Raw genomic sequence first — 12866 nt, 5'->3', positions numbered from 1 at the left:
CGGGACGACGTACGCGGGAGTGTCCACATGGTGATGGGACGGACAAGTCCGACGGTACGCAGGCGGCGTCTCGCGGCGGTGATGCGCAAACTCCGCGCGGAGCACCAGGTGAACCTCGACGAGGTCGCCAAGGGCTCGAACGTGCCGCGCACGACCGTCTACCGGATCGAGAACGCCACGCACGCGCCGAAGGTCAACGACGTGCGGGCCCTGTGCCTGTTCTACGGGCTCGCCGACAAGGACGCCGAGCAGTTGATGACCCTCGCGCGCGAAAGCAGGCTGCGCGGCTGGTGGCAGAAACCGCATTCCTCTATTCCGACCTGGTTCGAGACTTATGTCGGATTGGAAGAAGAGGCTTCGGAAATTCTCATCTATGAACATGAACTGATCACCGGACTCGCACAGACCGAGGATTATTTCCGGGCGCTGCTGCGCGTCGATCCACTTCTTCCGGGAGAAAGCGAGCAGGAGAAGGACCGCCGCGTCGAAGTACGGACAAAGCGCCAAGAAAGACTGACCGGTCCGGATGCCCCGCGATTGTGGATCATCCTCAACGAGACGGCCGTGCGCAGGGCCGTCGGCGGCCACGCGGTGATGAAAGACCAGCTCGAGCGGCTGATCGAACTGTGCGAGCCGCGCAATGTGACATTGCAGATCCTGCCTTTCTCGGCAGGCGCGCACGCGGCCGTCGACGGAAGTTTTCATATATTGAGCTTTCCCGCCCGGCGCGATCCCTCCATCGTGTACCTTCAGTTTCGGCGCGGCTCGATCTATCTCGAAGAAGCCGCGGATCTCCGGGAATACACGGAGATCTACGATCATCTCCGCGCGACGGCGCTGTCCCCGGAATCATCGGTGGAAGTCATCCGACAGGTCATCGACCAGGGCGGCGGCATGCGCGGACCGAACCCGTGAAGGAACAATCCAAAGATGTCGGACAACTCTCGCGTCGCCTGGCGGAAGAGCAGCTACAGCGCCCAGAACGGCGCCTGCGTGGAGGTCGGCAAGGCCGCCCGCAGCACGGCTGTCGGGGTGCGGGACAGCAAGAACCCCCAGGCCCCCGCGCTGGCGTTCGCCCGGCCCGCCTTCGGCGCTCTCGTCTCCGCCGTGAAGGCCGCCCGCTAAAGGGCGCGATGCCCCGCTCCGGCGCGCGAAGAACGCGCCGGAGCGGGGCAGGTCGGACGGCATCAGCCCGGCAGGCATCGCCCCGGCAGGGTCAGTCGCGGTGCCGCAGTCCGTGGACGACGGCGACGATCGCCGCCCCCACCGATCCGACGAGCACGATGTACAGGCACAGCACGTAGTCCCCGATGGTCGGCACGAGGCCGCCGCCGGTGAGGATGGCCGCCCCGACCGCGGCGGAGACGCTGCCTCCGGCGGTGCGGACGAGCACGTTGATCCCGCTGGCGATGCCGCTCTGGTCCATCGGGACGTGCTGGACGGCGAGGGTCCCGATGCACGCGTACGCGATGCCGAAGCCGAGTCCCTGGATGAAGTTGAAGACGAGGAAGTCGGGCACCGTCGAGTGCCACAGCGCCAGGTACAGGTAAGACACCCCGGCAAGGGCCGAGCCGAGCGCGAGCGTGTAGGCCGCGCCTATCCGGTTGGCCAGGCGGCCGCACAGGAACGAGGCCCCGACCATGGCGACGGTGTTCGGCAGCGACACGATCCCGACGGTGAGGACCGTTCCACCGAGGCCGTAGCCGACCTTGTCGGGGTCGGCCTGGATGAGCGCCGCGATCAGCGTGAACGACCCGTACATGGAGAAGCCGAGGAACACCGAGGCGACGTTCGCCGAAAGCGACTTGCGGCCGATGAGGATGCTCATCCGCACCAGCGGCTCGGCGACCTTCAACTCCAGCACCACCCACAGCGCGCCGAGCACGAGCGCGGCGGCGAACAGGCCGAGCACGCCGGGCGACGTCCAACCCCACGCGTTGCCCTGGCTGATCGCCAGCAGCAGGCTGACCAGGACCACGGCGAGCAGGAGCGCGCCGGCGACGTCAGGCCGTCCGCCGTGCCGCACGCCGCCGTTCGGCACCACCGCCGCGACGAGGACGAACGCCAGGACGGCAGCGGCCGCCGCGATCCAGAACACCGGGTGGTGGTCGTCGGTGTGGCCGGAGATGAGGCCGGTGAGCAGCATGCCGACGGCCCCGCCGACGCCGAGCGTGGCGCTGACGATGCCGATCGCGCCGATGACGCGGCGCGGCGGGAAGGTGTCGCGGATCGTGCCGATCGCCAGGGGGATCATCGCCGCGCTGACGCCCTGCACGGCGCGGCCGACGATGAGCCAGCCGAGATCGGTGGAAAGGGCGCAGATCACCGACCCGGCGCACAGCAGGACGAGGGTCAGCAGCATCATCGGCTTCTTGCCGTACATGTCGCCGAACCGCGACAGCAGCGGCGTGGCGACGGCCCCGGCGAGCAGCGACGCGGTGAACAGCCAGGTGACGTCGGTGATGGCGACCCCGTACGTCGCCGAGATCGTCGGCAGCAGGGGGATGACCAGGGTCTGCTGGATCGAGACGACGGATCCGGCGAGGGCGAGGGCGATGAGGACGACCCAGACTGACCTTTCCCTCCGCGCCTCGGGTTGTCGGTCGGTAGCGGGCGCGTCAGGGACGGTGCTTGTCAAGGGGGCTCCAGCCGGGGGGTCGAGCAAACGTCTTACTAGTTAAGTAACACGCCCGACTCCCCGGCTTTATGCCCGGGTAGGGCTCTATCGCGTTGGGTGACTGACTTATCGCCCTGAGTGTGGGATGCCCGTGACGTCAGGAACGCGTGGTGAAGGAGCGCAGGAAGAACACGAGGTTGGCGGGCCGCTCGGCGAGCCGCCGCATGAAGTACCCGTACCAGTCGCCTCCATAGGGCACGTAAGCGCGCACACGGTGGCCCTCGGCCACGAGCTGGCGCTGTGCCTCGGTGCGGATGCCGTAGAGCATCTGGAACTCATACGACGAGGCGGGCCTTGCGTTGCGCTCGGCGAGCGCCTTGGCGATCTCGATCATGCGCGGGTCGTGGCTGCCGATCATCGGGTAGCCGTCGCCGGCCATGAGGATCTTCAGCAGCCGCACGTAGTTCCGGTCGACCTCGGGCTTCTTCTGGAACGCGACCTCCGCGGGCTCCTTGTACGCGCCCTTCACCAGCCTGACGCGGGAGCCCGCATGGGCGAGCGCCTTGGCGTCGTCCTCGGTGCGGAAGAGGTACGACTGGAGGACCGCGCCCGTCTCCGGGTAGTCCTTGCGCAGCTCGCCGAGGATGCCGAGGGTCGAGTCGACGGTGGTGTGGTCCTCCATGTCGAGCGTCAGCGTGCCGCCGACGGCACGGGCCGCCTCCGCGACGCGACGCGCGCCCTCGAGGGCGAGGTCCTCGCGCAGCGACTGGCCGAACGCCGAGAGCTTCACCGACACATCGGCCCTGGCGGCGAGGCCCTGCCCGCCGAGCGCCTCGAGCAGGCGCAGGTAGGCGTCCCGGTTCGCGTGCGCCTCGGCCTCGGTCGTGATGTCCTCGCCGAGGAAGTCCAAGGTCACGTCGATGCCCTCGGCGGCGTTCGAGCGGACCGCGGCGAGCGCGTCGGGGAGCTCCTCACCCGCGACGAACCTGTCGACGACGGGACGGGTCAGCGGGCTCGCCGAGACCACCCGGCGCAACGTCTCACTGCGGGCTGCGGAGAGCAGAATCGGACCGAGCATGGGAACACCTTCTGTTCGCGGGCTTGTCGCGGATGTTCCCGACCCTAGGCAGGGCCACGCGCGGCGGCCATCGACAACGGTCACGAGTACTTTGGACATGTGTACGAGAGGGATTTCCAGGAGCTGACCGACGCCGTCTCCGACCTGCTCGGCGCGCCCGCGACCCTTGAGGACAGGGACTTCCGCCTCGTGGCGTTCGCGGCGCAGCACGGTGATCTCGACCCCGTCAGGCTGGGGTCGATCCTGCGGCGCGGGTCGGACGCGCGGGTGCGGGCCTGGTTCGAGTCGTTCGGGATCGCGCGGGCCACGGCTCCACTGCGGACGCCCGCCGACCCCGTCGAGGGAACCAAGGCGCGGCTCTGCCTTCCAGCCAGGCATCGGGGGGTCACTTATGGGTATGTATGGCTGCTTGACGAGGGTGCGATAGGGCTTGCTGATCCCCGGCTTCCCGAGGCGATGGAGCTGGCGACCGAGGCGGGGGCGAAGCTTGCGGCGAGCCCGTCGCGGGCGCTTGAGGGGCTGTTGTCGGCGGCGCTTGAGGAGCGGACGGCCGCTGCGGCGCTGCTCGCCGGGCATCCGCTGGCCGGGACCTCGTACGCGGTGCTGTTCGCGCCGGGGGCGCAGATACCCGCCGGGGTGCTGGGGACGGGTGACGTGCTCGTCGTGCGGGCGTCCGAGGCGCGGGAGGCGGCCGGGCGGCTCGGCGTCGTCGTCGGGGTGAGCGGGGCGCGGCGGGGGCTCGCGCTCGCGCGGGAGGCGCTTGAGGAGGCGAGGTTCGCGCACCGGGTCGCCAGGACCGTCGCCGGGCCCGTCGCGGCCTGGGCGGATCTGGGGCCCTATCGGATGCTGACCGCGCTGCCCGAGCCCGACCCGGCCGTCGCGCCGCTGCTCGACCCCGCCCACGCGGCGCTGCGCGAGACGGTCGAGACCTACCTTGACGAGGCCGGCAACGCCCAGCGCACCGCCGCCGCCCTCACGATCCACCGGCAGACGCTCTACTACCGGCTCGGCAGGGTCACCACGCTCACCGGGCTCGACCTCGACTCAGGCGCGGACAGGCTGCTGCTGCACACGTCACTGAAGGCGGCTCGGCTGCGCGGGGCTCAAGACAGGTAGCCCCAAGCGCGCGTGATCTCCCGCAACTCCTCCGGGACCTCTTCCGCGCTCGGCAGCGGCCGCGCCGCCTGCACCTTGCCGGACTTGATGTTCTTGCTCCAGTCGCCGAAGACCGGCTTGATCGGGCCGTGGTCCTTCGCGCCGTAGTCGAGCATCGACTCCTCCCACGGCACGTCGAGGTAGGCGCAGATGCGCTGGGTCTCCTTGGCCGGATCGGCCGTCAGGTCCTCGTACTTGACGGTGACGCCGTCAAGGAGCATGCGCGCGGCCTCCACACCGGAGACGTACGCGAGGACCTCCTTGACGACCTCGTCACGATCGGCGTTCTTACGGCGGTTCAGGACCGACTCCACGACCGCCGCCGGATGGCGTTGCAGGAAGATGTAGCGGGCGTTCGGCCACGCCGCGCAGATCCGCTGCCAGATGAGCGCGTTGCCCGGCGTCTTGTCGACGATGACGTCCTTGCCGGTGGACAGCAGCTCGTGGTGCAGGATCCGGTCCCACAGCAGATGCTCGAGCTCGACGCGGGTCAGGCCGAGCGCGCCCATCACGTCCTCGGAGAACTCGCGGCTCGGCTCCACCTTGAGCGTGCGCAGATGCAGCTCGTGCGGGGCACGGACGCGCGAGTGGCTGTTCAGCAGCACACGCAGGAGGGTCGACCCCGACCGTACCGACGAAAGAAGGAAGACGGGCGAATCGACGAGTCGCGAGGCGGACCGGTTCGGCAGCGGCGCCTTCCGCTTGAGCGCCACGCCGGGCGGCCTCACGGCCTCCAGCAGGTGTGCTCCCCTGCGCCGGAGCGCCTTCTTGATCGCGTTGTCGCGTCGTCCGTCCTGCATCCCTCACCTCGGAGTCGACCGTCCTGCGCGATGCACGCTACCGGAGATCACAAAAATATGGCGAAAAGTTCCGAAGAAACATCCACTGTTCATGCAACCTTGACGCCGGTTGATGTGTCGTCATCGCATACGTCGCGGGCCAGTAGGGTCGCTCCCGCCACCGCGCCCGGCATGAAGACGACGGCGCCGAGCGGGATGAGGAACAGGACGGCGGTCGCGGTGCCGAAGCCCAGCGTGCGGGCGCGCACCGAACGCAGGACGGCGAAGCGCTCCTTGCGCTTCAGGCCCCTGCGGTCCATGGCGATGCCGGTCAGCTCGCCCGCGAGGAAGTAGCCGGAGACGACGATCGCGACGACCGGCACGACCGTCTGGCCAAGGACCGGGATGAAGCCGAGGGCGAAGAACGTGACGCCGAAGCAGAGCGCGGCGACGCCGAGCACGATCGCGTCACGGACGCTGCGGACCAGGCCCTTGAGGAACGGCTCGTCGGACTCGGGCACCTCCCCGCCGAACGACCGCTCGACGCGCAGGGACAGCTCCTCGTAGAAGGGCTCGCCGATGATGAGGGTGACGGCGGTGAACATCAGCAGCGCCACGAACGCGCCTCCGGCGAACAGGGCGACCGCCGCGATGATCCTTACCGCGTTCCGCAGGCCCTCGGCCCAGCCGTCCGCGAACGGCGTCAGCCACGCGGCGACGTCGTCGGCCTGGAAGCCGAACCACACGAGCAGCCAGCCGAACAGGACAAGCGTGATCAACGCCGGGATCAGCCCGAACACCCACTGAGCGGGCCTCCGCGCCACCCACCCGATCCCTCGCCCCAGATACCGCACTCCGTCGAACATCGCCCCACCTTCTCCCGCCCACTCCGGCTACTCCGTTCCCGACACCACTGTTTGGGACGGCCGCACCCACCTTGAAGTTTCCACAACCCCCACCCAATTCCCCCCACCCCACCCAACCGTCCTCCCGCCCGGCCCCGCCCCGGCCCAGGCCCCCGACCCATACGCTGGAACACCCCGGAGCGATCGGGCCGTCTGAACCGCCCCACCCGGCCACGACCGTCCTGCCCGGCCCCGCCCCAAGCCCCGACGGACCCTGACCCACATGCCGGAACACCCCGGAGCAATCGGGCCGTCTGAACCGCCCCACCCGATCACGACCGTCCTGCCCGACCAGGGCCAACTCACCCGGCCGACACAGCCCGCTGGACGGCAGCACCCCGATGCCCGAACACCCCGGGAGCGATCGGGCGCGTCGCCGTCTGAACCGCCCCACCCGGCCCCGCCCCGCCCCAGGCCCCGACGGCACCCTGACCCATATGCCGGAACACCTCGCCGCGATCGGGCCGTCTGAACCGTCCCACCCGGCCACGACCGCCCTGCCCGCCCCCGCCCCGCCCCAGGCCCCGACGGCACCCCGGCCCACATGCCGGAACACCCCGGAGCAATCGGGCCGTCTGAACCAACCCACCCGGCCGACACGGCCCGCCCGACGGCAGCACCCCGATGTCGGAACACCCCGAGGGCGATCGGGCGCGTCGCCGTCTGAACCGCCCCACTTGGTCGCGATCGTCCTGCCCGGCCAGGGCCAACTCACCCGCCCGACACGGCCCGCCCGATGGCAACACCCCGATGTCGGAACGCCCCGGGAGCGATCGGGCGCGTCGCCGTCTGGACCGGAGCCCTGCGAGCCGCAAGGCGAGCGGGGCGGAGGGAAGACGGCGACTCGAGGCGCCCGATCGCCGCAACGCCGAAGGCGGGGCAATCGAGCACAGCCCGATCGCAGCCACGCCGGAGGCGGGGCAATCAGAGCGCGTCTACGTCTACTCGGGAGATCAGTTCCTCCGCGTGGCGGAGGCGTTTGGTGAGTTCGAGTTTGTGGGTGGTGAGGCGGGCTTTGTGGAGGCGGACCAGGCGGCGCTCGTAGGCCGTGAGGATCGCGGTGCGCATGCCCGCGTAGTTGACCTGGGTCTTGCAGCCGACGTCGGCGGCCGCGGCGGACACCTCGGCAGGGCTGGGCGGCCCGGGGACGAGCCAGCGGGCGTCGGAGGCGGCGTCCCCGGGCGAGGCGTAGGCGTAACCCGCGTCCTTCATGCACGCCGACCACGAGCGCGTGACGTCGGCTGTGCGGGGATCCTTCTCAGCGAGCTTCACGGCCTCGGCCTGAAGCTCGTTCTTCGGCCAGTACAAGTCGGCCGTACCGCCAAGCTTCCTACGCCCTTCGGCAAGGCACCCTCCTTGCGGGACCTTGTCGCCCTCGTACTCGGTGAGCTTCCCCGTCCAGACGGCGTCCTCGACTGCGCTCGGCGGGCGCGACTGCACGGGCGTCGTGGGCTCGTCCCACCCGTCGGGCGCGAGCACGGGCCCGTACCCGTGCTTGACGAGACCCGGATCAATAAGCCCGAAAAGTCCGGGATGTACGACCCCCGGATAGGACGCCTGCTTCTGCGGACGAATCGGATAGGTAAGCCCAAAACCCCGCATGCACTCGCGAGCCCGATACTCCTCGGCCCTGACGATGTCGTCGGCATCCCGCGGATGCGGCGAGAAGTAATCGAGCGGAAGCCTGATCTCGGAGTCCTTCGTGATGACCGACACCGACCCGAGCGGCGGCGGCCCGTCGTCCGGCGGCCGCGTCTCGTCGGAGCACCCGCCCAGCAGGAGCAGCGCGAGCATGAGGCAGGCGGCCGGACGCACAGCGAAAATCGTTCACTCCAAGATCGGACCAGGTACTCCGCATCGCACCATATAGCCCCGAATCCCAGCCCACGGCCCCCACCGCACACCCCGGTCTACCCCACCGCCCAACCCATCAATATCCCAGCGCGCTAGGAGAAGCGGCTCCTGCACTCCTCGTCTACCCCACCGCCCACCCCGTCAACGTCCCAGCGCGCTAGGAGAGGCGGCTCCTGCACTCTTCGTCTGGCACGCCGCGCGTTACGTCGGCGTCTTAGCGCGCTAGGAGGCGCGGCGAGGACGAGCGCGCGCCGAGGCTGCGCAGAAGGCGTCGGCTCCTTAGCGCGCTAGGGGAGGGACGCGACGACGACCGTCGCGTCGTACTCGTCGTCGGTGGCGACCCGCACGCTCAGCCCGCTTCCCGCGAAGGCGGCGACCGCGGCCTCCACCTGCCGCTCACTCGTCTCCACAAGAACGCTCCCACCCGGCGCGAGCCAAGCGGGAGCCTCGGCCGCGACCCTGCGCAGCACGTCAAGCCCGTCGGGACCCCCGTCGAGCGCCGCGCGCGCCTCATGCTCACGCGCTTCCGACGGCAACAGCGCGATCTCCCCCGACGGCACATAAGGCACATTCGCCAACAACACATCAACGCGCCCCCGCAACCGCCCCGGCAGGGCCTCAAAAAGATCCCCCTCATACACCGCCCCCCGCACATTCCCCCGCGCACACGCCACAGCCGCCGGATCAACATCAGCCGCATGCAACTCAACATCCTCACGCGCCGCCTTCACCGCGGCCCCAAGCGCCCCCGACCCACAACACAGATCAACCACAACGGCACCCTCCACCAACAACCCCACAGCCTCCCCCACAAGAAACTCAGTACGCCGCCGCGGAACAAAAACCCCGGGCGCGACCCCCACCCGCACCCCCGCAAACTCCGCCCACCCCACCACATGCTCCAACGGCACCCCCCGCACCCGCCGCGCCACCATCTCCCGCAACTCACCCACCGACCCCGCCGCCCCGACCAAAATCGCAGCCTCATCCTCAGCGAACACACACCCCGCCCCCCGCAACAAAGCAACAACCTCCCCCAACACCCCCTCCGCCAACCCCTCCACCCCAACCACCTCCACCTCTCCCATCGGCCCTCACCCCCCCAGACCCCATCACACCCTCCCTCCAACCCCCCACCCCACCCCACTTCCCCACCCACCCCCACCCCCACCCCCACCCCACCACTTCCACCCCCCACAAACCCTCACCACCCCAAAGCCCCCACTCCCACCCACCCACCCCGCCCTAGGCCCCCTCACCCCACCTACAGCCCAACGCCCTCCACCCACCCCCCACCAAGCACCCAACCCCCCTACCCCACCCACACACCCCACCCCCAAGAACCAACCCCCAAGCCCCACAAAACACCCCTCTTTCCCTTGCTCAACAAAGAGCCCCTTCAGGCTCAAACCCAGACCTCCACCCCAAATCAAACTCCCAAGCCCAAACCCCTAGTCCCCGCAACCTCCAAACCAAGCACCCCGAACCCCGCGCACCCCCAGTCCCCGCGCACCCTCGCACGTCACCCACCTCTGGAACCCCGCACACCGCCAAGCCCCGAGCACCCCGGGCGTCGCGCACCCCCAGTCCCCCCGCGTACCTCCGCGCGTCACGCACCTCCGCGCGTCACGCACCTCTGGAACCCCGCACACCGCCAGGCCCGAGCGCCCCAGGCGTGGCACACTGCCGGGGCCCGCGCCTCCGGACCTCGCACCGCCCGGGCCCGCAAACCGCCAGGCCCCAAGCACCCTGGGCGTCGCACACCGCCAAGGCCCGCACACCTCCGGACCCCGAGCGCCCCTGGGTGTCGCACACCGCCGGACCCCGCACACCTCGGGACCCCGAGCGCCCTGGGCGTCGCGCACCTGCGGACCCCGCGCACCGCCGGTCCCCCGCGCACCGCCGGTCCCCCGCGCACCGCCGGTCCCCCGCGCACCGCCGGTCCCCCGCGCACCGCCGGTCCCCCGCGCACCCGAGGTCTCGCGCACCGTCAGAGCGCCGCACCGCAGGACCCCGCTGCTGCAACGCCACCTGAGATCAGGGCCGCGCGAAACCAGGCCCACCGGATCAGCGCCGCGCGGCCACGCAGACCAGGACCGCACCGCCTCAGCCCCGCACGAATTCAGTCCACGGGATCAGGGCACCCCGACGCCGCGCGAGACCAAGCCCCGCGACGAGAGCCCCCTCAACGCGGATTCAGGCCGCCGGACCAGGGCATCCTGACGCCGTGCGGGACCAAGCCCCGCGATCGGAGCCGTCTCAACGCCGCGCGGATTCAGGCCGCAGGACCAGGGTGCCCCGACGCCGTGCGGGATCGGGTGCGGGATCAGGTCCGCACGGAACCAGGCGGCGTTGGCCGAGGCCGCTCGGGACCTGACCCACAAGACTGAGGCAGCGCGGGATCAGGGCTGCGCCAGGACGAGGCCGGGCGAAACCCGGGCCCGGGTCCGAGGCCGCGCGGGATCAGGCCATAGGAGCCGCGGGATCGGGCTATAGGAGCCGCGCGGGAGCAGGCCCGTAGGAGCTGGGCAGCGCGGGACCAGGGCTGCGCCGGGTCAAGGTCGCGTGTGACCGGGACCCAGGGGGAGCAGGGTCGCGCGACCGGGGTCTCGGGTTTCTCGCTACCGAGGCCGTGCGCCACCGGAGTTCTGTGAGGACAGGGTCGGAGGAGGGTCGGGGCAGTGCGGGGTCGGGGCGGTGTGAGGCCAGAGCGCCGCAGGACGTGATCTCGGAGGACCGGGGATCGCACGGGGGTAGGCCCGCGTGAGCCCGCACGCGGGGACCGGGATCACGCCGGGTAATAGGCCGGGCGGCCGGGGGCGTGGGAGGCCGGGGCTCCGGTGGGGCGGGTGTTGGGTGGGTGGGTAGGGCGTGGGTGGGCTTTTTCTCGGGTCGGGGGGCGGGGTAGGTGGGCGGGGATGGGGTGGGTGGTGGGCATTTGGGTGGCTCCGTTCGGGTGAGGGTGCTGTGGCGGGGTCAGTTGGAGAAGGTCAGGGGGTCGGGGCCGTAGCGGGTGTTGGAGTTGAGGGAGTCGATGGCGGTCATTTCCTGCGGGGTGAGGGTGAAGTCGGAGATGTTGTGGTTTTCGGTGATTCGGGATGGGGTTACGGATTTGGGGATGGCGATGTTGCCGCTTTGGAGGTGCCAGCGGAGGACGATCTGGGCGGGGGAGCGGTCGTGGGCGGCGGCGATGCGGGCGAGGGCCGGGTCGTTGAGGAGGCCGCGGCCCTGGCCCAGGGGGCTCCATGCCTCGGTGGCGATGCCGTGTTCGGCGTGGTAGGCGCGCAGTTCGGTCTGGGTGAGGTAGGGGTGGAGTTCGATCTGGTTGACGGCGGGGACCACGCCGGTCTCGGCGGCGAGGCGCTTCAGGTGCGGGACGGCGAAGTTGGAGACGCCGACGGCCCTGGCCCGGCCCTCCCCGGCGATCCGTTCCAGGGCGCGCCAGGTCTCGACGTAGTCGTCGCGCGCGGGCATGGGCCAGTGGATGAGGTACAGGTCGACGTACTCGGCGCCGAGTTTGTCAAGGCTCGTGTCGAACGCCTTGAGCGCCTGGTCGTAGCCGTGGTCGGCGTTCCACAGCTTGGTCGTCACGAAGATCTCCTCGCGCGGCAGGCCGGACTCGCGCACGGCACGCCCGACCCCGCGCTCGTTGCCATAGGCCGACGCGGTGTCGATGCTGCGGTACCCGGCCTCCAACGCAAGGCCGACCGCCGTGACCGCCTCGTCGTCGCCGACCTGCCACACCCCGAATCCGAGCCGGGGCATGACGACGCCGTTGTTCAGTTCGATGGTCTTCAGCTCGTTCGCGCTCATGTCACAACTCAAGCACGAATCGTCAAAACACGTCGTCACACCCTGTGGACAACCTCGTCAGCCCCGACGCCACAGGCGTTTTCGACGCCCGTCGCGAGATCCGCCACGGCGAACGCCCACTGACCCCAAACACCGACAAAGAACCCACTTCCGACAATCGTCCGCCGCTTCGCCGAATGCGAAAAGGGCTTCCGGCACCCCCGTCCCGGGTCTAGGAAGGACGGGAAGCCGGTTCGCGCCGCGAGCCGCCGACGGCACGGAGGAGCACGATGCTGGAACCGGTGAGGAACCCCACCGAAAGTGACATTCGGGACGTGAAGCCCGTCCGGCCCCCGCTGCTGCGCGAGCTGCTCGGTGATGAGCTGCGCCGCCTGCGCCGCGAGCAGGGCCGCACCCTCGCCGACGTCGCCCGTCACGCCCGCATCTCCATGCCGTACCTGTCGGAGGTGGAACGCGGGCGCAAGGAGGCGTCCTCGGAGGTCCTGGCGTCCGTCTGCGACGCCCTCGCCGTCGACCTCGGCGACGTCCTCACCGACGTCGGACGCGATCTGAGCGCCCGCCGCGCCACCCCCGTCCTGCTCCGTCCCGCGGCGGCCCGCCCGGCCGGACGCGGCGACGTGTTCTGCCTCGCCGCCTGAGCCCCGCAAGGGCGGCCGACATGTACG

At 70.2% G+C, this 12866-nt stretch carries 11 protein-coding genes; 4 read left to right on the top strand and 7 right to left on the bottom strand.

Annotation, left to right across the window (positions count from 1 at the left end; genetic code table 11):
• Positions 1-27 precede the first annotated feature (27 nt).
• Complete coding sequence (locus R9X44_RS22070) at positions 28-915, top strand: helix-turn-helix transcriptional regulator (protein ID WP_319816143.1); 888 nt, start codon at positions 28-30, stop codon at positions 913-915.
• A 15-nt stretch (positions 916-930) separates the two neighbouring features.
• Complete coding sequence (locus tag R9X44_RS22065; RefSeq protein WP_319816142.1) at positions 931-1125, top strand: DUF397 domain-containing protein; 195 nt, start codon at positions 931-933, stop codon at positions 1123-1125.
• Between the two features lie 91 nt (positions 1126-1216).
• Here R9X44_RS22065 and R9X44_RS22060 read toward each other — a convergent pair whose 3' ends face one another.
• Together R9X44_RS22060 and R9X44_RS22055 are read right to left on the bottom strand one after the other, a co-directional pair.
• A complete protein-coding gene (locus R9X44_RS22060; RefSeq protein WP_319816141.1) occupies positions 1217-2638 on the bottom strand; it encodes an MFS transporter in 1422 nt (473 codons plus the stop codon).
• A 136-nt stretch (positions 2639-2774) separates the two neighbouring features.
• Complete coding sequence (locus R9X44_RS22055; protein ID WP_319816140.1) at positions 2775-3695, bottom strand: proline dehydrogenase family protein; 921 nt, start codon at positions 3693-3695, stop codon at positions 2775-2777.
• A gap of 99 nt (positions 3696-3794) precedes the next feature.
• Here R9X44_RS22055 and R9X44_RS22050 point away from each other — a divergent pair, with 99 nt between their 5' ends.
• Complete coding sequence (locus R9X44_RS22050) at positions 3795-4811, top strand: helix-turn-helix domain-containing protein (protein ID WP_319816139.1); 1017 nt, start codon at positions 3795-3797, stop codon at positions 4809-4811.
• Here the strand turns inward: R9X44_RS22050 and R9X44_RS22045 are convergent.
• From R9X44_RS22045 to R9X44_RS22025, 5 genes are all read right to left on the bottom strand, one after another.
• Positions 4799-5650, bottom strand: coding sequence for a sulfotransferase (locus R9X44_RS22045; protein ID WP_319816138.1), 852 nt, complete (start codon positions 5648-5650; stop codon positions 4799-4801). The two genes, R9X44_RS22050 and R9X44_RS22045, sit on opposite strands and share 13 nt — an antisense overlap.
• Before the next feature lie 89 nt (positions 5651-5739).
• Complete coding sequence (locus R9X44_RS22040) at positions 5740-6495, bottom strand: EI24 domain-containing protein (RefSeq protein WP_319816137.1); 756 nt, start codon at positions 6493-6495, stop codon at positions 5740-5742.
• A 963-nt stretch (positions 6496-7458) separates the two neighbouring features.
• Positions 7459-8349, bottom strand: coding sequence for a hypothetical protein (locus R9X44_RS22035; RefSeq protein ID WP_319816136.1), 891 nt, complete (start codon positions 8347-8349; stop codon positions 7459-7461).
• Between the two features lie 326 nt (positions 8350-8675).
• On the bottom strand, positions 8676-9476 hold the full coding sequence (locus tag R9X44_RS22030; RefSeq protein WP_319816135.1) for a putative protein N(5)-glutamine methyltransferase: 801 nt from the start codon (positions 9474-9476) through the stop codon (positions 8676-8678).
• A 1888-nt stretch (positions 9477-11364) separates the two neighbouring features.
• Positions 11365-12186, bottom strand: coding sequence for an aldo/keto reductase (locus tag R9X44_RS22025; protein WP_319816390.1), 822 nt, complete (start codon positions 12184-12186; stop codon positions 11365-11367).
• A gap of 329 nt (positions 12187-12515) precedes the next feature.
• Here R9X44_RS22025 and R9X44_RS22020 point away from each other — a divergent pair, with 329 nt between their 5' ends.
• Positions 12516-12839 carry a helix-turn-helix transcriptional regulator gene (locus R9X44_RS22020; RefSeq protein WP_319816134.1) on the top strand — a complete coding sequence of 108 codons (324 nt, stop codon included), beginning with the start codon at positions 12516-12518 and terminating at the stop codon, positions 12837-12839.
• The last annotated feature ends 27 nt before the right edge of the window (positions 12840-12866 follow it).

The sequence above is a fragment of the Actinocorallia sp. A-T 12471 genome, assembly GCF_033875155.1.
Lineage (GTDB): Bacteria > Actinomycetota > Actinomycetes > Streptosporangiales > Streptosporangiaceae > Actinocorallia.
Note: the sequence above shows the minus strand (reverse complement) of the source record. Positions and strands in the feature narration are given on the sequence as shown.

Bases quoted from the DNA above. Each gene is read 5' to 3' on its own strand.
- R9X44_RS22040 (WP_319816137.1), bottom strand. From the start codon at position 6,495: ATGTTCGACGGAGTGCGGTATCTGGGGCGAGGGATCGGGTGGGTGGCG.
- R9X44_RS22045 (WP_319816138.1), bottom strand. From the start codon at position 5,650: ATGCAGGACGGACGACGCGACAACGCGATCAAGAAGGCGCTCCGGCGC.
- R9X44_RS22055 (WP_319816140.1), bottom strand. From the start codon at position 3,695: ATGCTCGGTCCGATTCTGCTCTCCGCAGCCCGCAGTGAGACGTTGCGC.
- R9X44_RS22030 (WP_319816135.1), bottom strand. From the start codon at position 9,476: ATGGGAGAGGTGGAGGTGGTTGGGGTGGAGGGGTTGGCGGAGGGGGTG.
- R9X44_RS22065 (WP_319816142.1), top strand. From the start codon at position 931: ATGTCGGACAACTCTCGCGTCGCCTGGCGGAAGAGCAGCTACAGCGCC.
- R9X44_RS22070 (WP_319816143.1), top strand. From the start codon at position 28: ATGGTGATGGGACGGACAAGTCCGACGGTACGCAGGCGGCGTCTCGCG.